23 protein-coding genes are annotated in these 25,891 nt (G+C 70.2%); 13 read left to right on the top strand and 10 right to left on the bottom strand.

Annotated elements, in window-relative coordinates; all coding sequences use genetic code 11:
* Positions 1–3: 3 nt before the first annotated feature.
* Complete coding sequence (locus ACFYQ6_RS31805) at positions 4–1,272, bottom strand: ABC transporter substrate-binding protein (RefSeq protein WP_388766305.1); 1,269 nt, start codon at positions 1,270–1,272, stop codon at positions 4–6.
* A 225-nt stretch (positions 1,273–1,497) separates the two neighbouring features.
* On the opposite strand from ACFYQ6_RS31805, the gene ACFYQ6_RS31800 reads away from it, so the two are divergent.
* Positions 1,498–2,637, top strand: coding sequence for a LacI family DNA-binding transcriptional regulator (locus ACFYQ6_RS31800; RefSeq protein WP_388766303.1), 1,140 nt, complete (start codon positions 1,498–1,500; stop codon positions 2,635–2,637).
* Between the two features lie 129 nt (positions 2,638–2,766).
* On the opposite strand, the gene ACFYQ6_RS31795 is transcribed toward ACFYQ6_RS31800, so the two are convergent.
* The 4 genes from ACFYQ6_RS31795 to ACFYQ6_RS31780 form a co-directional block, all read right to left on the bottom strand.
* Complete coding sequence (locus ACFYQ6_RS31795) at positions 2,767–4,155, bottom strand: endo-1,4-beta-xylanase (protein WP_388766301.1); 1,389 nt, start codon at positions 4,153–4,155, stop codon at positions 2,767–2,769.
* Positions 4,156–4,802: 647 nt separating this feature from the next.
* Positions 4,803–5,549: a class I SAM-dependent methyltransferase gene (locus tag ACFYQ6_RS31790; protein ID WP_361581999.1), complete on the bottom strand. Its 747-nt coding sequence runs from the start codon at positions 5,547–5,549 to the stop codon at positions 4,803–4,805.
* 252 nt (positions 5,550–5,801) lie between these two features.
* Positions 5,802–5,936 (bottom strand): hypothetical protein, encoded by a 135-nt coding sequence (locus ACFYQ6_RS31785; RefSeq protein WP_361581996.1) that lies wholly within the window; start codon positions 5,934–5,936, stop codon positions 5,802–5,804.
* Complete coding sequence (locus ACFYQ6_RS31780; RefSeq protein ID WP_388766298.1) at positions 5,915–7,786, bottom strand: serine hydrolase; 1,872 nt, start codon at positions 7,784–7,786, stop codon at positions 5,915–5,917. Before ACFYQ6_RS31780 ends, ACFYQ6_RS31785 begins: the two co-directional genes overlap by 22 nt.
* 296 nt (positions 7,787–8,082) lie before the next feature.
* Here ACFYQ6_RS31780 and ACFYQ6_RS31775 point away from each other — a divergent pair, with 296 nt between their 5' ends.
* From ACFYQ6_RS31775 to ACFYQ6_RS31765, 3 genes are all read left to right on the top strand, one after another.
* The gene (locus ACFYQ6_RS31775; protein ID WP_361581990.1) at positions 8,083–9,582 is read left to right on the top strand and encodes an acyl-CoA synthetase; all 1,500 of its coding nucleotides are present in this window, start codon (positions 8,083–8,085) and stop codon (positions 9,580–9,582) included.
* Between the two features lie 636 nt (positions 9,583–10,218).
* Complete coding sequence (locus ACFYQ6_RS31770) at positions 10,219–10,719, top strand: sortase (RefSeq protein WP_361581987.1); 501 nt, start codon at positions 10,219–10,221, stop codon at positions 10,717–10,719.
* Between the two features lie 308 nt (positions 10,720–11,027).
* Positions 11,028–11,993, top strand: a complete 966-nt coding sequence (locus tag ACFYQ6_RS31765) for a class F sortase (RefSeq protein WP_388766295.1) — start codon at positions 11,028–11,030, stop codon at positions 11,991–11,993.
* Between the two features lie 110 nt (positions 11,994–12,103).
* On the opposite strand, the gene paaK is transcribed toward ACFYQ6_RS31765, so the two are convergent.
* Positions 12,104–13,393 carry a phenylacetate--CoA ligase PaaK gene (gene paaK / locus ACFYQ6_RS31760; protein ID WP_388766293.1) on the bottom strand — a complete coding sequence of 430 codons (1,290 nt, stop codon included), beginning with the start codon at positions 13,391–13,393 and terminating at the stop codon, positions 12,104–12,106.
* A 116-nt stretch (positions 13,394–13,509) separates the two neighbouring features.
* Positions 13,510–13,977 (bottom strand): DUF1348 family protein, encoded by a 468-nt coding sequence (locus tag ACFYQ6_RS31755; RefSeq protein WP_388766291.1) that lies wholly within the window; start codon positions 13,975–13,977, stop codon positions 13,510–13,512.
* A gap of 173 nt (positions 13,978–14,150) precedes the next feature.
* Between ACFYQ6_RS31755 and ACFYQ6_RS31750 the strand changes: the two genes are divergently transcribed.
* Both ACFYQ6_RS31750 and ACFYQ6_RS31745 read left to right on the top strand, forming a co-directional pair.
* Entirely contained in the window at positions 14,151–14,711 is a 561-nt protein-coding gene (locus ACFYQ6_RS31750; RefSeq protein ID WP_361581978.1) for a TetR/AcrR family transcriptional regulator, read from the top strand.
* A 56-nt stretch (positions 14,712–14,767) separates the two neighbouring features.
* Positions 14,768–16,288: an alpha/beta hydrolase gene (locus tag ACFYQ6_RS31745; protein ID WP_361581975.1), complete on the top strand. Its 1,521-nt coding sequence runs from the start codon at positions 14,768–14,770 to the stop codon at positions 16,286–16,288.
* Positions 16,289–16,338: 50 nt separating this feature from the next.
* Here ACFYQ6_RS31745 and ACFYQ6_RS31740 read toward each other — a convergent pair whose 3' ends face one another.
* Positions 16,339–17,973, bottom strand: coding sequence for an FAD-dependent monooxygenase (locus ACFYQ6_RS31740; protein ID WP_361581973.1), 1,635 nt, complete (start codon positions 17,971–17,973; stop codon positions 16,339–16,341).
* A 274-nt stretch (positions 17,974–18,247) separates the two neighbouring features.
* Between ACFYQ6_RS31740 and ACFYQ6_RS31735 the strand changes: the two genes are divergently transcribed.
* The 7 genes from ACFYQ6_RS31735 to ACFYQ6_RS31705 all read left to right on the top strand — a co-directional run bounded on the left by ACFYQ6_RS31735 (position 18,248) and on the right by ACFYQ6_RS31705 (position 23,515).
* A complete protein-coding gene (locus ACFYQ6_RS31735; protein WP_361581970.1) occupies positions 18,248–19,369 on the top strand; it encodes a TcmI family type II polyketide cyclase in 1,122 nt (373 codons plus the stop codon).
* Between the two features lie 74 nt (positions 19,370–19,443).
* Positions 19,444–19,887: a cupin domain-containing protein gene (locus ACFYQ6_RS31730; protein ID WP_361581967.1), complete on the top strand. Its 444-nt coding sequence runs from the start codon at positions 19,444–19,446 to the stop codon at positions 19,885–19,887.
* Complete coding sequence (locus ACFYQ6_RS31725) at positions 19,884–21,152, top strand: beta-ketoacyl-[acyl-carrier-protein] synthase family protein (protein ID WP_361581964.1); 1,269 nt, start codon at positions 19,884–19,886, stop codon at positions 21,150–21,152. Before ACFYQ6_RS31730 ends, ACFYQ6_RS31725 begins: the two co-directional genes overlap by 4 nt.
* Positions 21,149–22,408: a ketosynthase chain-length factor gene (locus tag ACFYQ6_RS31720; RefSeq protein WP_361581961.1), complete on the top strand. Its 1,260-nt coding sequence runs from the start codon at positions 21,149–21,151 to the stop codon at positions 22,406–22,408. The genes ACFYQ6_RS31725 and ACFYQ6_RS31720 overlap by 4 nt, the downstream gene beginning before the upstream one ends.
* 16 nt (positions 22,409–22,424) lie before the next feature.
* Entirely contained in the window at positions 22,425–22,682 is a 258-nt protein-coding gene (locus ACFYQ6_RS31715; RefSeq protein WP_361581959.1) for an acyl carrier protein, read from the top strand.
* 1 nt (position 22,683) lies between these two features.
* Positions 22,684–23,163: an SRPBCC family protein gene (locus ACFYQ6_RS31710; protein WP_356739002.1), complete on the top strand. Its 480-nt coding sequence runs from the start codon at positions 22,684–22,686 to the stop codon at positions 23,161–23,163.
* Between the two features lie 19 nt (positions 23,164–23,182).
* A complete protein-coding gene (locus ACFYQ6_RS31705; RefSeq protein ID WP_361581956.1) occupies positions 23,183–23,515 on the top strand; it encodes a TcmI family type II polyketide cyclase in 333 nt (110 codons plus the stop codon).
* 72 nt (positions 23,516–23,587) lie between these two features.
* Here the strand turns inward: ACFYQ6_RS31705 and ACFYQ6_RS31700 are convergent, their stop codons facing one another.
* Together ACFYQ6_RS31700 and ACFYQ6_RS31695 are read right to left on the bottom strand one after the other, a co-directional pair.
* A complete protein-coding gene (locus ACFYQ6_RS31700; protein WP_361581953.1) occupies positions 23,588–24,667 on the bottom strand; it encodes a methyltransferase in 1,080 nt (359 codons plus the stop codon).
* 34 nt (positions 24,668–24,701) lie between these two features.
* Complete coding sequence (locus tag ACFYQ6_RS31695) at positions 24,702–25,805, bottom strand: right-handed parallel beta-helix repeat-containing protein (RefSeq protein ID WP_361581950.1); 1,104 nt, start codon at positions 25,803–25,805, stop codon at positions 24,702–24,704.
* Positions 25,806–25,891 lie beyond the last annotated feature (86 nt).

Here is a 25,891-nt window from a genome sequence, read left to right as displayed (position 1 = left end):
CCCTCACATCCGGCCGATGGCGGCCTCGGCGAGACGGCCGAGCTCCGCGATGGCTTCCTTCGCGGACTGGCCGCCCACGACGGCGGGCTCCAGCGTCGGCTTGATCTTTTCGCGGATCTCCATCCAGGCCGCGGTGCCGCCCTCGGAGACGGCGTGCTGCAAATTCCGCAGGGAGAGATCGACGAACTGGTTCTCCTTGACGTATCCGCTGTCGTTCAGGTCCCGCAGACCGGGCACCGAACCGCGCTGCTCCGCCGCGCCGAGGATCGACTCGGGCGTAGCGAGGTACTCGACCAGCGCGCGTGCCGCCCCCGGGTGCTTGGAGCGCGCGGACTGCGTGACGAGCGTGCCGCCCTGGAGCATGGCCGGCCTGCGGTTGGCCAGGACGAACGCGCCGAGCTTGTCGTCCTCGATGAGATCGGGGTTCTGGTCCTTCGTCTGCACCCACAGGGCACTGGTCGACATCATCATCGACGCCTTGCCCGTCTGGACGTTGGACGGGGCGCCCGCGTCCGTCTTCCTGGCGTAGTCCGCCGAACCGTCCTTGACCAGGTCCTTGAAGAACTGCAGGGCCTCGACCCCACGGGCGTCGGTGAACAGCACCTTCTTGCCGTCCGCGCTGAACAGCTGGCCGCCGTTGGCGAACAGGAAGGTCTCCCAGCACTGGCGCAAATCGATGGAGAACGGGTCGAAGCCGATGCGCCCGCCGCCGGTCAGCTGCTTCGCGACGGCCCGCAGTTCGGCCCAGTTGGCGGGTGTCTTCCTGATCCCCGCCTCGGCGAAGTGGTCCTTGCGGTAGACGACGATGCGGGTGTCGAGGACGACGGGCAGGGCGTAGAGCTTGCCCTCGTAGCGCGAGGGCTCCAGCACCCGCTCCTCGTAGTCGTGCGCCGAGGCGAACTTCTCCGGCAGCTCGGCGATCGCCCCCTTGGCGGCGAACGGTGGGATCCAGCCGACACCCATCATGAGTACGTCCGGCAGCAGCCCGCCCGCGAGACCGGTGGTGATCTTCTCGTTGAGCTGCGCATACGTGGTGTAGTCCACGTTCACCTTGACGTCCGGATACTTCTTCCGGAACCCGCCGAGGATCTTCTGCTCCAACAGCGTCTTGCCGTTCGCACCTTCGTAGATCGGGGTGAGCAGCGTGATCTCGCCCTCGGCGGGGCCGTCGGCCGAGCCGGCGGACGAGGCGCCGCCGCCACAACCGGCGAGAGCAGCCGCGGCAGTGCCTGCACCGATGGCAGCGAGCACGGACCGTCTGTTGAGTTCCATGGGACACCCCTCTTGAGGTGGAGTCGGTGGATCGATCCAGCTGGGGCATCCCAGCCATGGCTGGGAAGTGCTGGTAAATCGATGCACTGATGCTAGGAACGCGCCGAGAGCAACGTCAACAGCTGGTGCACAATATTTTTCTGGGACGTTAACGGGTGTACCGGTGGAGCGCGTTCAGTAAATCGGTACACTAACTTCGGCAGTGCGTTCCGAACCGGAGGTGGCATGAGCGGGGTAACGATCCATCAGGTCGCGGAGGCCGCAGGCGTCTCCGCGAGCACGGTCTCCAACGTCCTCAACGGGCGCACCGACCGTATGCAGGCGGCCACCCTGGCGCGCGTGGAGCATGCGATCGAGCAGCTCAACTACCGGCCCAACCGGGCCGCCCGCATGCTCCGTACCGGGCGGATCAAGGTCATCGGCCTGATCGTCCCGTCGGTCGCCAACCCCTTCTGGGGGGCGCTCGCCCGGGAGCTGGAAGCCATCGCTCTGGCGGAGGGCTACCACGTACTGCTCTGCAACAGCGAGCGTGATCCCGCCCGTGAACTCAAGTACGGCGAGGAACTGCTGGCCGACGGGGTGAGCGGCGTGGTGCTGTGCTCCTCGCTGCCCTCACTCGACCACATGGCGCCGCTGCTCAGCCGGGGGCTGAAGATGGTGGCCTTCGACCGGACCGCGCAGGCCGGGGACCCGGCGTCACTGGCAAGCATCAGTGTGGACAACGCGATGGGCGCCGAGCTCGCCACCCGTCATCTGGTCGAACTGGGCCACCGCAAGCTGGCGTTCGTCTCCGGATCGGTCAGCAGCGTCAACCGCCGTGAGCGTCTGCGCGGGTTCCGTTCGGCCCTGGAGGCGGCCGGGCTCGACCCGGCGGACGCGATCGTCTGGCCGGGCGCGGACACCACCGAGTTCGGGGACAAGGACGCGGCGGAGCTGGGCAGGAACGCGGCCAGGGAGCTCCTGTCGCGGCCGGACCCGCCCACCGGCTTCGTCGCGATCAACGACATGTGCGCGATCGGGATCTGCCGCGGGGCCAAGGACGCGGGGCGCAGCGCGGGCCGGGACGTCTCGGTGGTCGGCTTCGACGACATCCTGCTCGCCGACCTCTTCGAGCCGCCCCTCACCACGGTCCGCCAGCCGCTGCCCGAGATGGCGGCCGAGACCTTCCAGCAACTGCGGGCGCGCATCGACTCGGCACCCGCGGCCGGCCGGTCGCTGCTGATCAGACCCCGCCTGGTGGTACGCGAATCGACGGCGTCCGCCCCGGAGGCGGCACCCGTCACGGGGCAGCCGCCCGCGAAGGGCCGGAGGGCCTCCGCCCCGGCGCTCGCCTCGACGGGAGCCGGACGTCCCGCCGTCGGCTGAGTCCGGGCCGACGTCGGCCGGACAGCGCTCCGCCCCGTCCGGTCGGCGACCGGACGGAGCGGAGCAGAGGAACGGGACGGGTCGAGTGCGGGCTTCGCCGCGCCCCGTTCCGGCCGGATGGCCGCTCCGTCAGGAGGCGGTGCAGGCGCCGACGACGGGCGCCGCGGTACTGCCGTTGGTCGTCACGGTGAACCCGAAGCTGGTCGACGCACCGGCCGCCAGGGTCCCGTTCCAGGTGGGCTTCACCGTCATCACGCCACCCGAGGTCGTGGGTGTGCCGTTCCAGACGGCGGAGACCGTCTGGGACGACGGGATGGTCACCGGAACCGCCCAGGTGGTGATGCCCGACCCGCCGGCCTTGATGGTCACTTCCCCGTTGTACCCGCCGCTCCAGGACGCCGTCCGGGTGTACGTCGCCGTGCAGGCGCCGGTGCCGCCGCCGTCACCGCCGCCGTCGCCGCCTCCGCTCGACCCGCCGAGTGCGGCGAGCACCGCGTCGTAGGCCGGCTTCTTGTTGTAGTCGCCGTCGAAGAGCAGCGGCGTGCCGCTGCTGCGCCACGAGTACTTGTCCGTGACACCCCAGACGGTGAGGCCCTTGCAGCCGGTGACCGCCAGGCAGGCGTTGACCACCTTGGTGTAGTTCGTGGCCTGGGCCGAACCCGAGCCCTCGATGTCCAGCTCGGTGATCTGCACGTCGACACCGAGATCGGCGAAGCGCTGCAGATTGGCCTGGAAGTCGGAGGGGACCGGCGAGTTGCTGTTGAAGTGCGACTGGAAGCCGACGCAGTCGATCGGGACGCCGCGCTGCTTGAAGTCCTTCACCATGTCGTAGACCGCGTTGCTCTTCGCGTTCTGGCCGTCGGTGTTGTAGTCGTTGTAGCAGAGCTTCGCGTCGGCATCGACCGTACGGGCGGTGCGGAAGGCCTCCTCGATGAAGCCGTTGCCCAGCTTGTCCTGGAAGGGCGAGCTGCGCCGGGCGCCGCTGCTGCCGTCCTGGAACGCCTCGTTCACCACGTCCCAGGAGTGGATCTTGCCCTTGTAGTGCGTCATCACCTGGGTGATGTGGTTGGTCATCGCCGAGCGGAGGTCGGTGGCGCCCAGGCCGCTCACCCAGCCGGGAAGCTGGGAGTGCCATACGAGCGTGTGACCCCTGACCTTCATCCCCTTGCTCTGCGCGTGACCGACGATCTGGTCCGCCGCTGTGAAGTTGAACGAGTTGCGGGTGCTCTCGAGCGCGTCCCACTTCATCTCGTTCTCGGGGGCGACCGAGTCGAACTGGGCGTTCAGCGTGGAGGCGTACGCCGCTTCACCGAGGTGGTTGGCCGCCACCGCCGTGCCGAAGTAGCGGCCCTTGGCCGCTGCCGCGTCGCCGAGTGCACCGACGGCCTCCGCGTTGCCGGCGAGCGCGACTACCCCGGCTGCGGCGAGGACACCCGCCGTGACGAAGGACAGCGCCCGTCTGGCGCGGGCCGGCAGTTGCGTACGGGCGGGGGCGCCGCCTGGTGGTATCTGGGCCATCACGTATTCCAGCCTCTTCTTCCGGTTGCCGGGCGGTCGAACAGGGGAGCCCGGACTGGGGGATTCGGACCGTTCGAGGTGCTGTGCAGCCGTGGGCGGCACATCCGGCGGATGCGCCGCCCACGCGTGGAAGGGCTGTGGAACAAGGGGAGCGAGGGAGAGTATGCGCTTGACGGGAAGTCACGTCAACGCTGCATTTCCGAAATATTTCCGAGCGAACTCCCGCTCATGTGAGTGGAGTTGGCGACTGCACCTGCGTAGATGGAATGCCCCTGCAGGTGACCGGGCTGACATGTCCGAGACTTCGATGATTATCTTCGGGCGTTACGAAACACATTCATAGCTACTGACAAAAGTTTCGGGCATCGGTGAATGGCACGCCGGGAGACGTCGGCCCATGCGTTCCGGAGCCCGGCCCAGACAACTGTTGGATGGCGACCGGCCCACGACGCCTAGGTCACGGACGAGAGGGACCGGCATGCCGCCGCCTGCTCACTGCCCACCCGACTACTCACCCGAGCTCGACGGCCCGGCCCGGGAGCAGCGCGGTGCGCTCGTCCCGCAGAGGCGGCGGGGTCCCGTGGTCAGGAACATGCGAGAGCGCGGGTCCGGGCAGCACGCCGCCCGGACCCGCGCTGGTCGGACCGTCAGCGGGCCATCAGCGCGAAGACCCCCCAGCCGAGGTACTCACGCTGGTACCGCGTGTAGCGGGCAGGCTCGGTCGTGAGTTCGGCCCGTACCTCGGCGGCCAGCTCGTCACCGGGGTTGGCGTCGAGCCAACGGCGGAGGTTGAGCCACTGTGCCGCCTGATACCGGTCCCAGCTGTCCTGGGATGCCAGCACCATTTCCACGACGTCGTACCCGAGGTCGCCGAACTGCTCGATCAGCTCCGGCAACAGCAGGAAGTCGTCCTTGCTGCCGGCGTGGCACGCCACGGCGGTCTCCTCGTCCGGCACATCCCGGCGCCAGTACGGCTCGCCGATCAGCATCAGCCCGCCGGGGCGGAGACTCCTGCCCAGCAGTTCGGCCGTGCCGGACACGCCGCCTCCGATCCAGGTGGCGCCGACGCACGCGGCGAGATCGACCGGTTCGTCCGCGACGTAACCCGAGGCGTCGTCGTGTACGAAGGTGACCCGATCGGCGACACCGAGTTCGGCTGCGCGCGCTCGGGCCCCGTCGGTGAACACCGTGCTGATGTCCACGCCGGTCCCCGTGACCCCGTGGTCACGAGCCCAGGTGCACAACATCTCGCCCGACCCGCTGGCGAGATCGAGCACACGCGTCCCGGGCGCCAGATGCAGCGCCTGTCCCAGGGCGGCGAGCTTTTCCGCAGTGAACGGGTTGTGGATGCGGTGGCTACTTTCGCGGACGGTGAAGATGCGTGGAAGATCCACGAGAGGTGTTCCTTACGTTCGATGAGGTCATGTCGTCTTCGGAGGGGAGCCGACCGGAGTCGACCGCCGTTGCCCGGACCGTCATCAATGCACCTCGTTCTGAACGTATGGATCTTGAACTCGACACCGTAGACCTCCGCGGCCGAGGTATCCACCGAATTGACCGGCCCGTCGGGGCGGGATGCCGTGAGCTCCCCGGCCGCGTTCCTCCGGGCGCCGGAGCAGGGGCGGCCGCAGCCCGGTCCGGGGCCGTCACGCCGCGGCGCCGACCGGCTTCGCGGCCACCGCTGTGGTGGCCGCGACGTCACCGTATCCGTCCGGCAGCGGCCTCATCGACGTGCGTGACGGGCCGCCGTCCGACCGGGTCAGTTCGCGGAGCGGGTCCATCCCGTCGCCTCGACGCGGCCCGCGTCGCGGGGCCGGTTCCCGTCGAAGAGCGTGACGTCCCCGTCCTTCACCCGGATGCCGTCCACGTACACCCCGCGCCCGACGTACAACTGGTCGGTCGTGTACCGCCAGCGCAGCCGCACCTCCGTGCCCCCGCGGCCGCTGAGGTCCGCGTCCAGGCGATGCCATACGCGTCCGGACCAGCCGGAGACCGAGCCTTCCGGGTGCGGCCGGGACTCCCGGGGCCGCTCACCCTCCGTCGCCACGGTGGTGAACGGTACGGGCTGCCACGTCCCCCCGGCGTCGGCCGAGATCTCCAGGAACAGGGCGTCCGAGACCGGCTCGGTGTCCCACCAGAGGGCGCAGCTCAGCGCCGGGTGCGAGGAGGAGGGGCGCAGGGCGGGCAGAGTGAGTGTGGCGGACGCCGCACCGGTCATGCCGGAGAACCATGCGGTGCCGCCCTGGGACGGACGGACCGGCACCGCGCGGGCCATCCGGTTGGCGGTCGCGACACGCGGCGCGCTGCCCGAACGCCAGCTGCGCACAGGGTGGACGGAGTTGCCCAGCACGATCAGGAAGGAATCCGTCGTCGGATCCAGGACCAGACTCGTGCCCGTGAAACCCGTGTGGCCGGCCGTGCGCGGGGTCGCCATCGCGCCCATGTACCAGTGCTGGTAGAGCTCGAAGCCCAGCCCGTGCTCGTCGCCGGGGAACGAGGTGTTGAAGTCCGTGAACAGCAGCTCCACCGACTCCTCGGACAGGATCCGGGCCCTGCCGTAGGTGCCACCGTTGAGCAGTGTGCGGGCCAGTACCGCGAGATCCCAGGCGCACGAGAAGACGCCGGCGTGCCCGGCGACCCCGCCCAGGCTGTACGCGTTCTCGTCGTGGACCTCACCCCATACCAGACCACGCTCCAGCCCGGACCACGGGAGCCGGGCATCCTCGGTCGCCGCGATCCTGGGCTTCCACGAGGCGGGCGGGTTGTAGAGGGTGCGGTGCATCCCGAGCGGATCGGTGATCTCCTCGCGGAGCAGGACGTCCTGGGTGCGTCCGGTGATCTGTTCCAGGATCAGTTGCAGTGAGATCAGGTTGAGGTCGGAGTAGAGGTACGTGGAGCCGGGGGCGGAGGCCAGGACCTCGTTCCAGAGCAGGCGCAGTTTCCCCTCGCGGGTCGGCTCCTTGTAGAGCGGGATCCAGGACCGGAAACCCGAAGTGTGGGTGAGCAGCTGGCGGACCGTGACGTCCTGCTTGCCCCCGCCCGCGAAGTCGGGGAGGTACGAGGCGACGCGGGCCTTCAGCTCCAGCGTGCCCCGCTCGATCTGCTGCACGGCCAGGATCGAGGTGAACAGCTTGGACACCGACGCCAGGTCGAAGACCGTGTCCTCGGCCATGGCGATCTGCTGGTCCGGCGGGAACTCCACTCCGGTGTCGGTCTTCTCGTCGTACGCCGCGTAACGCACCGCCCGGCCGATCGGCCGGTGCAGGGCCACGGTCCCCCCGCGGCCGGCGAGCAGCACCGCGCCCGCGTACCAGGGGTGCTTGGGGGAGTCGGTCAGGAACTTCTCCGCTTCGGCGACCAGCTGGTCGAGCTCGTCCGGCAGCAGACCCGCCCGCGCGGCCGAACCTCGGCGCAGTGTCGGTCGGCGCCGTGCTGATCCCATGCCCGTCCCGGTTCCCGATGGTGTGTCCGGGGATCCGCCGCCCGGATCCGCGGCCGGCCCGGCGCCGGCCGCCGCTCCCGCTGCCCCCGCGAAGGGGATCTGGGCGAGGGTGAGACCTCCGCCCAGTGCCAGTATCCCGCCGCCCAGCCTCCGGCGGCTCATTCCCCGGTCCGACACGTCCCCGGCCATCCGGAACCCCTTCCCCTCACTTCGAAAGCACTCCGAGCGTGCCCGTGAAAGTAACTTTCGAAATCTCGTACGGTGATGAAACTTCTTGCCGAAGGGGAGAATACTGTCGCCTCCGCCTTCCCGTGGGTCCTCGGTGTGACAAAGAATTTGACGGCCCGTCAGTAAAGGCGCTGGGTGGGAGGCCGTCGCGTCGGCGCCTCAGGAGCAGGTGGAGGGGGCAGCCGGAGGCCGGCTGCGGGGTGACACCGTGATCGCGGGCTCTTGACCTCGGACTCGAGGCCGCACAGGATCACGCCATGACAGGTGTACGCAGCAGCACAGTAGACGGCGTCGTGGCGCGCAGCGCCCGGCGCACCCCCGGGCGCACCGCCGTGCGGTACGCGGAGCGGTCCTGGACCTACTCCGCCCTTGACACCGCGGTCAGCACCGCGGCCGCCGTCCTGACCAGCACGCACGGGCTGCGTCCCGGCGACCGCGTGGCCTCCTACGCCCACAACTCGGATGCGTACCTGATCGCCTATCTGGCCTGCGCGCGTGCGGGACTCGTCCATGTGCCGGTCAATCAGAACCTGACCGGTGAGGACCTCGACTACATCCTCCGGCAGTCCGGCAGCGCACTGGTTCTCACCGACCCCGCCCTCGCTCCGCGCATCCCTGACGGCCACGCGGTCCGAGCGCTGCGCGACGCACCGGACTCCCTCCTCGCGGAACTGGAAACCCCTCGTTCCTTCACCCCCGAGCGCGAACCGGGGGCGGAGGACCTTGTCCAGCTCCTCTACACCTCCGGCACCACGGCCCAGCCCAAGGGCGCGATGATGACGCACGGTGCGCTGGTGCACGAATACGTCAGCGCCATCACCGCACTCGACCTGCGCGCCTCGGACCGGCCGGTGCACTCGCTGCCGCTCTACCACTCCGCGCAGATGCACGTGTTCCTGCTGCCGTACCTCGCGGTGGGAGCCGAGAACACCATCCTCGACGCCCCGGACCCCGGCCGGATCTTCGACCTGGTCGAGGCCGGTCAGGCGGACAGCCTCTTCGCGCCTCCCACGGTCTGGATCGGACTCGCCAACCACCCGGAGTTCGCCACCCGTCAGCTCGGTGCCCTCCGCAAGGCGTACTACGGCGCGTCGATCATGCCCGTGCCCGTGCTGGAGCGCCTGCGCGAGCGGCTGCCGGCACTGGCCTTCTACAACTGCTTCGGCCAGAGCGAGATCGGTCCGCTCGCCACCGTGCTCGGTCCCGACGAGCACGAGGGGAGGATGGACTCCTGCGGGCGCCCTGTGCTCTTCGTCGAGGCGAAGGTGGTGGACGAGCACGGCAAGGAGGTGCCCGACGGTACGGCGGGCGAGGTGGTCTACCGCTCTCCTCAGCTCTGCCAGGGCTACTGGGACAAGCCCGAAGAGACGGCAGAGGCGTTCCGCGACGGCTGGTTCCACTCCGGCGACCTGGCGGTACGCGACGCCGACGGCTACTTCACGGTGGTCGACCGGGTGAAGGACGTCATCAACTCGGGAGGCGTTCTCGTCGCCTCACGGCAGGTGGAGGATGCCCTCTACACCCATCCGTCGGTGGCCGAGGCTGCCGTCGTGGGGCTGCCCGACGAGCGCTGGATCGAGGCGGTGACCGCGATCGTGGTGCTCCGGGGCGAGGCGTCGGAGACCGAACTGATCGAGCACGCCCGCGAGAAGCTCGCCCACTTCAAGGCCCCGAAGAAGGTCCTGTTCGTCGGCGAACTGCCGCGCAACGCCAGTGGGAAGATCCTCAAGAGGGAGCTTCGGGACACGTACTCCTGACCACCGCCGCGCGTGGCCGTCCGTCTGCGTTCGGTCGCGTTCCGGCCGTGACCGTCCGTCTGCCCACGGGCCACACATCGCCTCGACCGCCCGTGACCCGTTGCCGAGCGGAGAACGTGACCAGGGCACGCCGTGCCGGGCATGCCCTGGTCACGGCGTGCCTTGGGTGAGCGCCCGACACTTACTTCACGGAGGGCGGGAAGCGCTGTCGCCGGCGCGGAACTCCGAGCAGGACGGCACGCCTTCGGCGTGTTGCCCCCGTTCCCCTGAGCCCTCCTGGACCGGCGCGGACGGTCGGCGGCTTCGGCGGCCCGGCCCCTCAGCAAGCCCGCAAGCCCTGAGTTCGTCACGTCTCGGGACGGGGTGCGGGCCGGGGGCCGTTCCCCGGAGGGCGTAAGGCGAGCGCCGACGGCTTAGCCCGTTCGCGGTCCCGGTGCGATTCCTCCTCGGGTTCGGTCCGCTCTCCGGTGACCTGCGCAAATGATCGCCGGAAGGCCGAACCCCGGGACCGGCCGGGTGACGAGCGGGGCGCCACCTCATGTTGCGCCGGTGACGGGGTGTCGGTTGCCTCGGGAGTGGAGTACAGCAGAGGTGCCGCGCAGACCGGCCGGACCCTGCTCCCGTTGGAGGATCATCATGCGCAACACACGCATCGGTGCGGGTATCTGTCTGGCCGTAGGCTTCCTGGCGCTCGCGGCTCCGGCCGCAGGAGCCGCGGCCGGCCCTTCCGGTGAACAGACCGCCCGGATCAGCCCGGCGAAGGCGTCGCCGGGGACACAGATCACCGTCAGGACGAGAGCCTGCGGCAAGGAGACCTACGGCAAAGGCACGTCCGAGGTGGCGGGAGCCTTCCACCTCTTCGAGGGCGACCACAAGGGCGAACTCGTCGGCGTGTTCGAGATCCCGAAGGACACCGAGGCCGACGTCGACACCGTCACCTTGAAGTGCCCGCCGCGGATCAAGATCACGGAAACGTACCGGATCGTCGACCGCGCGCCCACCGGCGCCGTCGACGCCGGTTTCGGAGCCCCTTCCGGTGGGAGCACCCAGCTCGCCGTCGGCAGCGTACTGCTCGCCGGCGCCGTGGCCGGGGGAGTGGTCAGGATGCGCCGCAGGACGGCCGCAGCCCACGGTTGATCCGTACGCCGCCGAGCGCAGCGGAACGGCTGTCCGCCGCGACCCGTTCCGCTGAGCCCCGGAGGCGCCACACGCCCCGGAAGCGCCGCACTCCCTGGGAGCCAGACGCCCCGGAAGCGCCGAACTGTCTGGGGCCACACGCCCCGGAGCGCCGCAAGCCTGCGCGTCCCAGGGCTCGCGCGTCCCGGGTCCTGCGTGGCCCCTGGCCTGTACGTCTCAGGGCTCACGCGTCCCGGGTCCTGCGCGTCCCGTGGCCCTGTACGTCCCGGGGCTCGCGCATCCCGACCCCGAGGGATCTGGCTCACCCGATGCGAAACCGACCCCATGCGAAAGCAACCCGATGCGAAGCAGAGGCACACGCGATGCGAACCGGGCGCAGGACCAGCACCCCGTCACCTCAGTCGTTCCCGGCGGTCAAGCACCTCGTCTGGGCCTTTGTCGTGGGCACCGTGCTGGTGGTCACCGGGCTGCGTGACAACAGCCCACCGCAGCCGCCTGCCGCCCGTACCGTCACGGCCCCCGCGCCGCCCGCTGACTTCGCGGCGGCTCCGTCCACCGTCCGCCGCCCCGGACCCACCCCGTCGGCTGTCCGTGTGCCGGCCTACCTGGCCCCGGAGCGCCCCGCACCCGCAGCACCCTCCTACATGCGCCCTGCCACCGCCCCGCCCGCCCTCCTTCCTCCGCGTTACGTTCGCCCCGCCCCCCTGCTGCCCCCGCCCGTGAACCCTTCGCGGACCACGGAGCCCGGCGCCGCATCCACCCCGGGCCCGGCCCCACGCGGTACCGCGACAGCGTCGCGCCCTGCCGTACAGCCGCTCCCGCCGGCGACCCCCCTCCGGCTGCGGATCCCGTCCATCACGGTGAACGCGCCCCTGATGGAGCTCGGCCTCGACGAGGCGGGCGCCCTGGAGCCACCTCCCGACAACAACCCCGTGCTCGCCGGCTGGTACGCCGGCGGAACCGTGCCGGGAGCGGTGGGCACCGCCGTCGCAACCGGCCACGTGGACACCCGGGTCGGGCCAGGTGTCTTCCACAAGCTGGGTGCGCTGCGCAAGGGCTCCACCATCGAGGTGGACCGGGCCGATCAGCGCACCGCAGTGTTCACGGTGTACGCCATCGAGGTCTACAGCAAGAAGAACTTCCCCGACCAGAAGGTGTACGGCCCTTCCACCAGGCCCGAACTGCGAGTGATCACCTGTGGGGGTGATTACACGAAGAAGTCCGGATACCAGGACAACGTCGTCGTCTTCGCTTCCCTCACCTCCTCGCGCTGAGCCTGTCACCCGTCCTCCGGCGAGCCTGACGCGGCGCCCGAGCCGGAGTCCGCGCAGGGAACGCAGGCATCGCAGGTCATCCCGCTGCGCCGCGGTCGTCGTCCCGAGGGTCAGGTGGTCTCCCGCAGATCGACGATCCGCTTGATCTTGCCCACGGAGCGCTCCAGGGACTCCGGATCGACGATCTCGACCCCGACGCTCACACCCACTCCGTCCTTCACGGCTGCCGCGATCGACAGGGCGGCAGCCGCCCGCTCGGCGGACGTGGCACCCGAGCGGGCCTCCGCCCGCACGGTCAGCGCGTCCATGCGGCCCTGCCGCGTCAGTCGCAGCTGGAAGTGCGGGGCCACGCCCGGTGTGCGCAGCACGATCTCCTCGATCTGGGTCGGAAAGAGATTCACCCCGCGCAGGATCACCATGTCGTCGCTGCGGCCGGTGACCTTCTCCATCCGGCGGAACACCCGTGCCGTACCCGGCAGCAGGCGCGTCAGGTCCCGGGTCCGGTAGCGGATCACCGGCATGGCCTCCTTCGTCAGGGAGGTGAACACCAGCTCGCCCTCCTCCCCGTCCGGGAGAACCTCACCGGTGAACGGATCGACGACTTCCGGGTAGAAGTGGTCCTCCCAGATGTGCAGCCCGTCCTTGGTCTCGACGCACTCCTGCGCCACGCCGGGCCCCATCACCTCCGACAGCCCGTATATGTCGACGGCGTCGATGGCGAAGCGTTCCTCGATCTCCCGGCGCATCTCCTCGGTCCACGGCTCGGCGCCGAAGATGCCCACCTTCAGCGAGGTCGTGCGGGGGTCCACGCCCTGGCGCTCGAACTCGTCCAGCAGGGTCAGCATGTAGGAAGGCGTGATCATGATGATCTCGGGGCGGAAGTCCTGGATCAGCTGCACCTGGCGTGCGGTCATGCCACCTGACGCGGGGATGACCGTACACCCGAGGCGTTCCGCACCGTAGTGCGCTCCCAGACCACCGGTGAACAGACCGTATCCGTAGGCCACGTGGGCCTTGTGCCCAGGGCGGCCGCCCGCTGCTCTGATCGAGCGGGCGACGACGTCCGCCCAGGTGTCCAGATCGCGCTCGGTGTACCCGACCACCGTGGGGCGGCCGGTCGTGCCGCTGGACGCGTGGATTCTCCGGACCTCGTCCTCCGGCACCGCGAACATCCCGAACGGGTAGTTGTCCCGCAGGTCCGACTTGACGGTGAACGGAAAGCGGGCAAGGTCGGCGAGCGTGCTGCAGTCCTCGGGCCGCACGCCCGCTCTGTCGAACGCCGCCCGGTAGAAATCGACGTGGTCGTAGGCGTGCCGCAATGTGGCTCGGAGCCGCTCCAGCTGCAGCGTCTCGAGCTCGTCGCGGCCGAGCCGCTCGCCGGCGTCCAGCAGCGCCGTCATACGGATCATCCCCTCGCCGATCGACGACCGACCATTCGGTCGCCTGCTCCGGTCAGTAATTCAGGAGACGGGGCGTCCTGGCAAGGGGTGATCTGCGGCCTGTGGAAAACTCCCTGTCAGAAGCCCAGCTCGCCGAGTCCGGGGTGACCGTCCGGCCGGCGCCCGAGCGGCCAGCGGTAACGCCGCGCGGACTCCTCGATCGGCACGTCGTTGATCGACGCGTGCCGGGTCCGCGTCAGTCCGCTGTCGTCGAATTCCCAGTTCTCGTTGCCGTGGGAGCGGAACCAGTTGCCGGCCCCGTCGTGCCACTCGTAGGCGAAGCGCACCGCGATCCGGTCGTCCGTGTACGCCCACAGCTCCTTGATGAGGCGGTAATCGAGCTCGCCGGCCCACTTGCGTGTCAGGAACGCCACGATCTCCTCCCGGCCGGTCACCCACTCGGAGCGGTTGCGCCAGCGCGAGTCCGGTGTGTAGGCGAGTGCGACCTTCTCGGGATCCCGGCTGTTCCAGCCGTCCTCGGCGCGACGCACCTTCGCGACCGCGGTGGCGTGCGTGAACGGCGGGACGAGGGGCTGTCCGGTCATGACGGTCTCCAGCCTGCCAAGGGAGAACGTGCGTTCTCCGCGTTGCTGCCGTACTGTATGAGAACGCTCGTTCTCCCGCAAGGGTCGGGGCATCAAACAGGAACGACGACAAGGGCGGGAAGCACGCATCGCTCGCGCGGGTCGATGACGCGGGCACCGAGGGGGGAGCAACGGTGGAACTCGCACAGGCGCGGGCCGCGGTACGGGAAGCCGCTGAGAACCTGTTCTACGCACGCGGCATCCAGGCCGTCGGCATGGACGAGATCCGTGCCGCCTCGGGCGTGTCGCTCAAGCGCCTGTACGGGCTCTTCCCCTCCAAGTCCGAGCTCGTCCGGGCCTGCCTGGAAGCCCGGGACACCCGGTGGCGTGCCGGGCTGGCCACCTACGTCGACAGCCGCCCCGACCCGCAGGACCGCGTGCTCGCCGTCTTCGACTGGCTCCACGCCTGGTTCTCCGAACCGGACTTCCGCGGCTGTGCCTTCGTCAACGGATTCGGTGAACTCGGTGCGACCGACCCGTCGGTCGCCGAAATCGCGCGGGCACACAAGGAAGCCTTCCGTTCCTACGTCACCGGCTTGGTCGTGGCCGCCGGACGGCCGGAGGAGTCCGCCGCCGCCTACGTGCTCCTGGCCGAGGGCGCGATCGTCACCGCGGCCGTCTCCGGATCGCCCGAGCCCGCGCGGCAGGCCGGGCGGGCCGCGGCTCAGCTGCTGGCCGGCACGCCGGCCGGCTGATTCTCCTTCGGCGGACGTTCCCGCACGGCGCGTCCGGCCCTGCTTGGATGGCAGTCATGCCGATCTTCAGCACGTACGACGGGACTCAGCTCGCCTACCACCTCCAGGGCGAGGGCGAACCGCTGATCTGCCTGCCCGGCGGCCCCATGCGGGCATCTCGTTACCTCGCGGATCTCGGCGGGCTCTCCCGTGCACGACAGCTCGTCCTCCTGGACCTGCGGGGCACGGGGGACTCGGCGACACCTGAGGACACGTCGACCTATCGCATCGACCGGCTCGTCGAGGACGTCGAGGCGCTGCGCGCGCACCTCGGTCTGGACCAGGCCGACCTGCTGGGACACTCCGCCTCCGGCGAACTGGCCGCGCTCTACGCAGCCCGGTACCCGCAGCGCGTGCGCTCCCTCACCCTCGTCACCCCCGCCACCGGCACCCTGGGGCTCCCCGCCACCGACCAGGACCGGCGTGACGCCGCCGCGCTGCGCGCCCATGAACCCTGGTACCCCGAGGCGGCAGCCGCACTGGCAGAGATACAGGCCGGACACGCCACCCCCGAGACCTGGGCCGCGATCAGGCCGCTCACCTACGGGAGATGGGACGCCGCGGCCCAGGCGCACGCCGCCGAATCGCCCCGGCAGAAGAACGCGGTGGCGGCCTCGCACCACTACCCGGAGAGCGGGATCGACCCCGGTCCCGTGCTCGCCGCGCTGCGGGAGCTGCGGGCGCCCGTGCTGGTCCTCGCGGGGGAGTACGACGGAGGGCCGACCCCTGACCGCGCGGCGGAACTCGCGGCGCTGTTCCCCCACGGGGAGTTCGCCGTCCAGCGGGGCGCGGGCCACTTTCCCTGGATGGACGACCCGGGCGCCTTCGTCCGCACCGTCACCGCCTTCCTCGACCCCGGGGTCAGCAGTGTGCAGGCAGGCGGAATCAGGCTCGCGTACCGCACCTGGGGCGAGCCCACAGCCCCTCCCGTCGTCCTCGCCCACGGCCGGAGCGGCAGCAGTCTGGACTGGACCGGCATCGCCGAAGCGCTCGCGACCCGCCACCGGGTGTACGCCCTCGACTTCCGCGGCCACGGCCTCAGCGACTGGCCCGGCCGCTACTCCTTCGAGCTCTTCCGCGACGACCTGCACGCGTTCCTGGAAGCCCGCAACCTCGCAGGCGCCACCGTGATCGGGCACTCCATGGGAGGTGTCGCCGCCGTCCTGCTCGCCGAGCGGGACCCGGCACTGACCGGGGCACTGGTCGTCGAGGACGCCCCGTTGCTGCTCCCCCTGGACCCGCCCCGACCGCCGGCCGTGCGGCCGCCGGGAGCGCTCGGCTTCGACTGGCACGTGGTTCCTTCCACCGACGCCCAGCTGAACGCCCCGGACCCGGCCGCGAGGGAGGACCTGGGCAAGATCACCGCCCCCACACTCGTCGTCGGAGGCGTCCGCAGCCACATCGACCAGGAGCAACTGGCGTGGATGGCTGAACAGATCCCCGGAGCGCGGTTCGTCTCCGTCGACGCCGGCCACCTCGTGCACGACGAGAACCCCGATGAGTTCCTCGCCGCACTCAGGTCGTTCGGCATCGGATGACCAGGCACCGGATGACCGGCCGCGCGCGGCGGCCGGTCATCCGACGCGGGTCAGACCCGGTGAAGCAGCGTCGTCATGACCTCGTACAGGGTGCCTTCGGGGTCGGCGGCCGCGCCCTCCGAACGCCAGGCGACGAACCCGTCGGGGCGCACGAGCACGGCGCCCTCGGCGGACGTCCCGTGCGCGGCGGCCCAGTCGACGCCCTCCTCGGACCGGAGATCCGCCTCCGGCCCGGAACCGATCCCGAAGGCGTCCAGCCGGACCGCCAGACGCTTCGACACCTGCCGGGCGGCCTCACGCCAGTCCGGGAAGCGGGCGTCGCAGAGCAGCACGAAGGACCGCTCGTAGAGATCGAGGGTGGACACCCGCTCTCCGTCGCGGCCGAGCCACAGGTGCGGTGCCCGCGTACCGGGTTCGCCCGTCAGGCCCATGCCCTCGGGCACCACCGGGAGAGCCGGGTCCACGTCCAGGACCGCGCCGCGCGCATAGCGGTAGCCGAGCGCGACCGTGAGCATGCCGCCCTTGCGCCCGCCGCCCGGGCCGGGCGAGCCGGCGTACCCGGGGTGGCTGTGCTCTCCCGAGCGGGCCGACGCGCGTGCGCTCGTGGCCTTGGCCACGGGCAGCCGCTCGGCCTCGTACGTGTCGAGGAGTCCGGGGCCCGCCGCCTCCTCCAGCACGGCGGCCAGTTTCCACGCCAGGTTGTGGGCGTCCTGGATGCCGGTGTTGGAGCCGAACGCGCCTGTCGGGGACATCTCGTGCGCCGAGTCACCGGCCAGGAAGACCCGGCCCGACGCGTAGCGCTCGGCGACCCGCTCGGCCGCGTGCCACGGGGCCTTGCCCGTGATCTCGACGTCCAGGTCCGGCGCTCCGACCGCCCGCCGGATGTGCTCCGCGCACCGCTCGTCGGTGAAGTCCTCCAGGGTCTCGCCCCGGTCCGGCTGCCACGGGGCGTGGAAGACCCACCGCTCCACGTTGTCCACCGGGAGCAGCGCCCCGTCCGCCTCGGGGGCGGTCAGATAGCAGACGATGAAACGCCGGTCGCCCACCACCGTGGCGAGCTTCCGTGAGCGGAACGTGATGCTCACGTTGTGGAAGAGGTCGCCGGGACCCGTCTGGCCGATACCCAGCTGCTCCCGGACCGGGCTCCGGGGGCCGTCGGCGGCGACGAGGTAGTCCGCCCGCACCGTGGTGTGCCTGCCCGTCTCCCGGTCCTTCACGACGGCGGTGACGCCGTCCTCGTCCTGCTCGAAGCTCATCATCTCGGTGGAGAACCGAAGCTCGCTCCCCAGGGAACGGGCATGTGTCACCAGGACCGGTTCCAGGTCGTTCTGGCTGCACAGGCACCAGCCGCTCGGACTGAACCGGGCGAGGCCGCCGCCCGGGTCGATCTCCTTGAACAGCCACTCCTGGTCGTCTCCGGTGAGTGAACCCGCCTGCAGGATGCCGTGGTTGTCCGCCAGCACGGATGCGGCGTCCCTGATCAGCTGCTCCGCACCCGCGGTACGGAACAGCTCCATGGTGCGGACGTTGTTGCCGCGCCCGCGCGGGTGGGTCGACGTGCTGCTGTGTTTCTCCACCAGCAGGTGGCGGACGCCGAGCCGGCTCAGGAAAAGGGAGGTGGACAGGCCCACCAGGGACCCGCCCACGATGAGGACCGGTACACGGAGGTCGACGTTCTCGTTCATCAGCTGCTCCAGCTCGGAGGCATGAGGGATGCAGTGTTCATGCCCTGCGACGGGGCCTTCGGCAGGGCATCGGACGGGTCCTCACCTGAACGGTTCATAAATCTCGCGCCACCCGTACCAGCGTTCCACGATCAGTCGCGGGAGCGATGCTCGTCGTGATGAGGGGGAGGACGTCACGCGTCAGCGGGCAGGGACATGCGCCGCTTCCACCGAAACCGACGGATGACGAGGCCACCGGACGTGGCCGCCGCACCGTATCGAAGGAGAGCCAACGATGACGACCACCCTTTCGGAACGTATATCTCAGTCGGCCTTCGACGGTTCGAGGCTCCGCGTCATACTGCTGCTCGACCTGCACGACGGCGCCCAGAACCAGTTCCTCGAGGCGTACGAGCACATGCGCAACCAGGTGGCCTCGATCCCCGGACACATCAGCGACCAGCTGTGCCAGTCCATCGAGAACCCCTCGCAGTGGCTCATCACCAGCGAGTGGGAGAGCGCACCGCCCTTCCTCGCCTGGGTGAACAGCGAGGAGCACGTCGCCACGGTGCAGCCGTTGCACAGCTGCGTCCGTGACACGCGTTCCCTGCGCTTCAGCGTCCTGCGGGAGACCGGGGCGGCGTTCGAGAGCAGCCCTGAGCCCGCCAAGCGCAATCTGCAGGCCGCGCCGCGCCTGGGAGACGGCGTCGTGCGTCACGCGCTGACCTTCACGGTGAAGCCGGGCACGGAGGAGATGGTCGCGAAGATCCTCGCCGACTACGACTCCCCCCAGGCCCGCGTCGACGAGAACACCCGACTGCGCCGCACCTCGCTCTTCATGCACGGCAACCGTGTCGTGCGGGCGGTCGAGGTCGAGGGCGATCTCATGGCGGCCCTGCGCCACGTCTCCCGTCAGCCCGAGGTCCGGGCCGTCGAGGAGGCCATCAACCCGTACCTGGAGCAGGACCGCGACCTCAGCGATCCGGACTCCGCCCGGATGTTCTTCACCCGCGCGGCGCTCCCGACCGTCCACCACGTGACGGCCGGCCGTCACGCATCCGCCGACGTGCAGCGGCACGCGCTGTTCTACCAGGCCAAGGAAGGCTGCGGGATGGCGCTGGCCCGCCTGCTCGCCGGCGAGGACGAGGAGGCGGCGGACGACTCCACGAGCCCCATCGAGAGCAGCACCATCTTCCAGCGGGACGACGTCGTGGTGCGGCTCCTCGAGGTGAGCGGCCCGCTCGGCGCCCAGCCCTCGCAGGCACTGGGCATCGGTGGCGACCGCAAGGCGGCCATGCTCGGCCGGCTGCTCGACGGCGGAGCCAACGGTCTGCCCACGACCGAGAAGGAGGCCGCGCGCTTCCTCGCGCAGGCCGAGATGAAGTTGATCACCGATCGCCGGGCGGCCGAGGCCTGACCCGCGTCACCGGCAGCGGGGGGTCCACCCCCCGCTGCCGTCACACCGCACAACGTGCCTGGAGGAGACCAGCCATGACCACCCACCGGCCTCGCATCGTGGACCTCAGCGAGACTCAGCCCAACCGCAGGCGCGGAGGCGACCTGCGCGCCTTGCTCACACCCACGGCGGTGGGTGCGACCAGCGGTTTCATGGGGCTGGCCCTCGTCGACCCCGGTGACCGAATCGGCGAGCACTACCACCCGTACTCCGAGGAGTTCGTGTACGTCGTGGACGGGCTCCTCGAAGTGGACCTGGACGGCGAGACGTTTTCCATGCGGCCCGACCAGGGGCTGCTGATCCCGCCGCACGTGCGCCACCGTTTCCGCAACGTGGGCGACGTGGAAGCGCGCATGGTCTTCCATCTCGGCCCGCTCGCCCCGCGTCCCGAACTCGGTCACGTGGACACCGAGGTCACGGAGAGCGCGGACCCCAGCGACGGTTACGCCCCGCCAGAACGAACGGGGGCGGCGTCATGACACGACGTGTGGCCGTCACCGGGGTCGGCGTGGTCGCCCCCGGTGGCATCGGAGCCCCTGCGTTCTGGGACCTGCTGGCCAACGGCAGGACCGCCACCCGGGGCATCACCCTCTTCGACCCCGCGGCCTTCCGTTCGCGCATCGCCGCGGAGTGCGACTTCGATCCCGTGGCGCACGGCCTGGACGCCGATCTGATCGCGCGGTCGGACCGGTACGTCCAGTTCGCCCTGGTCGCCGCCCGCGAAGCTCTCGGCGACGCCGGGCTCGACATGGAGAAGGAGGACCCCTGGCGCGTGGGGGTCTCCCTCGGCACCGCGGTCGGAGGCACCACCCGCCTCGAACACGACTACGTCGCCGTCAGCGGCAGTGGGGCGCGCTGGGACGTCGACCACCGGCCGGCGGGCGCCCACCTCCAGCGGGCGTTCTCGCCCAGCACCCTGGCCTCGGCGGTGGCGGAGGAGGTCGGCGCGCACGGCCCCGTACAGACCGTGTCCACCGGCTGCACCTCGGGTCTGGACGCGGTCGGCTACGCCTTCCAGTCCGTCGAGGAGGGCCGGGTCGACGTCTGCATCGCCGGAGCCTCCGACACCCCGATCACCCCGATCACCGTCGCCTGCTTCGACGCGATCAAGGCGACCTCGGCGAACAACGACGACCCGGAGCACGCCTCCCGGCCGTTCGACGCACGCCGCGACGGCTTCGTCATGGGCGAGGGCGGAGCGGTCCTCGTACTGGAGGAGCTGGAGCACGCACGAGCACGCGGTGCGACCGTCTACTGCGAGATATCCGGCTACGCCACCTTCGGCAACGCCTACCACATGACCGGGTTGACCAGCGAGGGCCTGGAGATGGCCGAGGCCATCAACACCGCCCTCGCACACGCCCGGCTCGACGGCTCGCAGGTCGACTACGTCAACGCCCACGGCTCGGGCACCAAGCAGAACGACCGGCACGAGACGGCGGCGGTGAAGCGGGCCCTGGGCGCACACGCGCGCAAGGTCCCGATGAGCTCCATCAAGTCCATGGTCGGCCACTCGCTGGGTGCCATCGGGGCGATCGAGATCGCCGCGTGCGTCCTGGCGCTCGAGCACCAGACGGTGCCCCCGACGGCCAACTACGAGACCGCCGACCCCGAGTGCGACCTCGACTACGTACCGCGCACCGCACGGCCGCTCAAGCTGCGCAGCGTGCTCTCGGTCGGCAGCGGGTTCGGCGGCTTCCAGTCCGCCGTGGCCCTGACCCGATCAGGCGGGAGGACACCATGAAAACTCCGGCAACCCCGGCTCGCCGCAACTCCGTGATCACGGGGATCGGCGTCATCGCACCGAACGGGAGCGGCACCGGCGCCTTCTGGAAGCAGACCCAGGAGGGCGTCAGCGTCCTGGACAGGGTCTCCCGCGAGGGATGCGAGAACCTCCCGCTGCGGGTCGCCGGCGAGGTCAGGGACTTCGACCCGGTCGCGGCCGTGGAGGAGCGCTACCTCGTCCAGACCGACCGCTTCACGCACTACGCGATGGCGGCAGCGGATCTCGCCCTGGACGACGCACGGCTCGGCCGCGCCGACTACGAGGGCGAGCCCTTCAAGGTCGGCGTGGTGACCGCGGCGGGCTCGGGCGGCGGTGAGTTCGGCCAGCGGGAGCTGCAACGGCTGTGGGGCCAGGGCTCCAAGTTCGTCGGCCCGTACCAGTCCATCGCCTGGTTCTACGCGGCCAGCACCGGGCAGATCTCGATCCGGGGCGGCTTCAAGGGACCGTGCGCCGTCGTGGCCAGCGACGAGGCAGGCGGCCTGGACGCGATCATGCACGCCGCCCGTTCCATCGGGCGCGGCACCGACGCCGTCGTCGTCGGCGCCGCCGAAGCACCCTTGGCGCCCTACTCGGTCGTCTGCCAGCTCGGCTACGACGACCTCAGCCTCTGTGACGAACCGACCCGCGCGTATCGGCCGTTCACCTCCGACGCCTGTGGATTCGTACCGGCCGAGGGCGGCGGGATGCTCGTGGTGGAGGAGGAGGCGAAGGCCCGCGAGCGCGGTGCCAAGATCCGGGCCGAACTGGCCGGCCACGCCGCCACCTTCACCGGGGCGTCCCGCTGGGAGCAGTCCCGCGAAGGGCTGGCCCACGCGATCGAGGGCGCGCTGCGCGAGGCCGGCTGCGCGCCCGAGGAGATCGACGTCGTCTTCGCGGACGCGCTCGGTGTGCCCGCGGCGGACCGGGCCGAAGCCCTGGCGATCGCCGACGCCCTGGGCGCGCACGGGCGGCGCGTCCCGGTGACGGCACCCAAGACCGGCATCGGCCGGGCCTACTGCGGAGCGCCCGTGCTCGACACCGCCGCCGCGACGCTCGCCATGGAGCACGGTCTCGTCCCGCCCACGCCCAACGTGTTCGAGGTCTGCCACGACCTGGACGTGGTCACCGGCCGCGCACGTCCCGCCGAACTGCGGACGGCGCTGGTGCTGAGCCGCGGGCTGATGGGCTCGAACTCGGCCCTCGTGCTGCGGCGCCCCACCGACACCCAGCTGTGAGAAGGAGTAATCCGTCATGACCGCTCAACTGACCTACCAGGAACTGGCCGCGCTGATGAAGAGCGGCGCCGGCGTCTCCGTCGACCCGTCGCAGATGGAGAGCAGCCCCGGCTCGGCCTTCGACGAGTACGGCCTGGACTCGCTCGGCCTGCTCGGGATCGTCGCCGCGCTGGAGAACCGTTACGGGCACCCGCTGCCCGTGGACGCCGACCGGTGCAAGACGCCCCGCGAGTTCCTCGACCTCGTGAACAACACCCTCGTGACAGGAGCCTGACGTGTCCGGACACACCGAGAACGAGATCACCATCGCCGCCCCCCTGGACCTCGTCTGGGACATGACGAACGATCTCGAGAACTGGCCGCAGCTGTTCAGCGAGTACGCGTCGGTCGAGGTGATCGAGCGGGAGGGCGAGAAGACGACCTTCCGGCTCACCATGCACCCCGACGACAACGGCAAGGTCTGGAGCTGGGTGTCGGAGCGCACCACCGACCGCCAGGGACGCAACGTACGCGCGCGCCGCGTCGAGCCCGGCCCGTTCCAGCACATGGACATCCGGTGGGAGTACTCGGAGGTCCCCGGCGGTACGCGCATGCACTGGCGGCAGGACTTCGCGATGCGGCCCGACGCGCCGGTCGACGACGCGTGGATGACCGACAACATCAACCGCAACTCCCGCGTCCAGCTCGAACTCATCCGCGACAAGATCGAACAGCGCGACCGGGAGCGCCGCTCCGCCTCGGTCCCCGCCAACTGATGCCCCGAAAGGCAGCCGGATGCACCACGCACTGATCGTCGCCCGGATGGCACCGGAGTCCGCCCCGGACATCGCGAAGCTGTTCTCGGCCTCCGACAACACCGACCTGCCCCACCTGGTCGGCGTCAAGAGGCGCACCCTGTTCCAGTTCGGCGACGTGTACCTGCACCTGATCGAGTCCGACCGGCCCCCCGGCCCGGAGATCGCCAAGGTGACCGAGCACCCCGAGTTCAAGGCCATCAGCGACCAGCTCACCGCTTTCGTGAGCCCCTACGACCCGCAGACCTGGCGCGGTCCGAAGGACGCCATGGCCCAGCAGTTCTACCGGTGGCAGAGCGACAGCGCCACCTGACGAGACGGACGACCGCCCCGGGTCCGGCACCTGAGTGCCGGACCCGGGGCGATCGCTGTGGCGAGATCCCGGCTACGGGACGAGGCACTCGAACGCGTGCAGGTACGCGTTGACCGGACGGACCTCGCCCACCCGCAGGCCGGCCTCGGACAGACGTCCGACCAGGCTCTCCCGGGTGTGCTTCGCGCCTCCGACATTGAGGAGGAGCAGCAGGTCCATCGCGGTGGTGAACCTCATCGAGGGGGTGTCGTCGACGAGGTTCTCGATGATCACCACGCGGGCACCCGGACGGGCCGCGTCGACCACGTTGCGCAGGGTCCTGCGCGTGCTCTCGTCGTCCCATTCCAGGATGTTCTTGATGACGTACAGATCCACGCCGACGGGGATCTCCTCACGGCAGTCGCCGGGCACGATCCGCACCCGGTCCGCGAGCGAGCCGCCGTCGCGCAGCCGGGCGTCCGCCCGCGCGACGACGCCCGGGAGGTCCATGAGGGTTCCCTGGACCGAGGTGTGCTTCTCCAGCAGGCTGGCGAGCACATGCCCCTGTCCGCCGCCGATGTCGGCGACCGATTTCACCCCGGTGAGGTCGAGGAGCTCGGCGACGTCCTGAGCGGACTGCACGCTGGACGTGGTCATCGCCCGGTTGAACACCTGGGCGGACTCGCCCGCGTCCTGGTGGAGGTACTCGAAGAACCCCTTGCCGAACGTCTCCGGGAAGACGCTGGCGCCGGATCGCACGGCGTCCTCGAGGTGCGGCCAGACGTCCCAGGTCCAGGGCTCCGTGCACCACAGGGAGATGTACCGCAGGCTGTGCGGATCGTCCTCGCGCAGCAGCCGGGACATCTCGGTGTGGACGAACTTGCCGTCCGGTGTCTCACTGAAGATGCCGTAGCAGCACAGTGCGCGCAGCAGACGCCGCAGCGGCGCGGGCTGGGTGTCCACCACCAGCGCGAGTTCGGCCGCCGACGCGGGCGTCTCGTCCAGTGCGTCGGCGACCCGCAGCCGGGCCGCCGCGCGGACGGCGGCGGCGACCGCCGCTCCGAACGCCAGCTCCCGCAGCCGCATGGCCGGCGGCGGTGCCTGGTCCGCCTTGGGAGCGCCGATGGTGGACGTCAGGGGAGTGGTGTCGGGGGTGGGGCTCACGGTGGTCATGCCGTCTCGTTTCTGCTGGTGCGGTGGTGAGCCGTCATCCGGCACACATCCCGGCCGGTACGGAGGTTCCGCACGTGTTGCTGACGAAGGTGTTGCCGGTGCCCGAGGTGTCCCGGTTCGCGAGGTCGGCCGGCTGGTTGCCGCGCACGAGGTTGCGGCTGATGGTGTTGTCGGTGTTCAGGGCTCCGACAAAGCTCTTGAACAGCAGGATTCCTCCGGAGAGCGGGGTCGCCCCGACGTTGTCCCGGATGACGTTGGACCGCACGACGGTGCTCTCGCTGCCCGTGAGCACGATCCCGGATCCCTGGATCGCGGAGAGCCGCGGTGTCTTGGGGCAGAACTTGTTGTTCTTCACGATCCGGTTGCCGCTGATCGTCATCGCCCCGGCTGCCGGCTTGGACTCGTCGCCCACGACGAAGACACCGCTGCAGTTGCCCGTCAGGGTGTTGCCGTCGATGACGAGGTTCCTGACCCGGCGGGCGGTGACGCCGATGCGGTTGCCGCTCACCGAGTTGTCCAGGACCGCGGTGCCCCGGGTGTCGGTCGCCCCGCCCTCCTCGGTGACCGAGTTGGCGACGAAGATCCCGGCGTCGCCGTTGCCGGTCGCGGTGTTGCGGCGGAAGTCGCCTCGGGTCGAGCGCTCCTGCGCGATGCCCCAGGTGCCGTTGTTCCGTGAGGTCACCTTGCGCACGGCCAGTCCGTCGGTCCAGGACGCCCAGATTCCGCTCTTGCTGAATCCGGCGACGGTCAGGGAACGGATGCTGACGTCGTCGACGGTGCGGCTCTTGGTCCCGACGACGCAGATGCCGTTGCCGCCGGCGGCGCAGGCGTTGGCCGCCTTCGCGCCCTTCGTGCCTTTCGCTCCCTTCGCGGCGGCCGGCTTGATCACCGTACGGCCGCCGGTGCCGCGGAGGGTGAGGCCCGGCTTGGTGACCAGGACGCTCTCGTGGTAGGTGCCCGGCAGGATGAGGATGGTGTCGCCGGGCCGCGCGGAGTTCACCGCGCTCTGGATCGAATCGCCCGGGCGCACCACATGATCACCGGGTCCGGCGGCAGCGGTGGGAACCGCCGCGAGTCCAAGGGCCGTGGCCGTGGTGACGGTGATACCCGCCAGGCATTTCATGTGTCTTTTGCTCATGAGCCGAAGTTATGGGCGATCCACCGCCGTTGCCACGCAAGGTGAGCGTATGGATACAAGGCGTGCCTGAATGGCTTACGCGGACC

This window comes from Streptomyces sp. NPDC005494 (assembly GCF_042872025.1).
Lineage (GTDB): Bacteria > Actinomycetota > Actinomycetes > Streptomycetales > Streptomycetaceae > Streptomyces.
The sequence above is the reverse complement of the archived record's forward strand: the minus strand, read 5'-3'. Positions and strand labels throughout refer to the sequence as shown.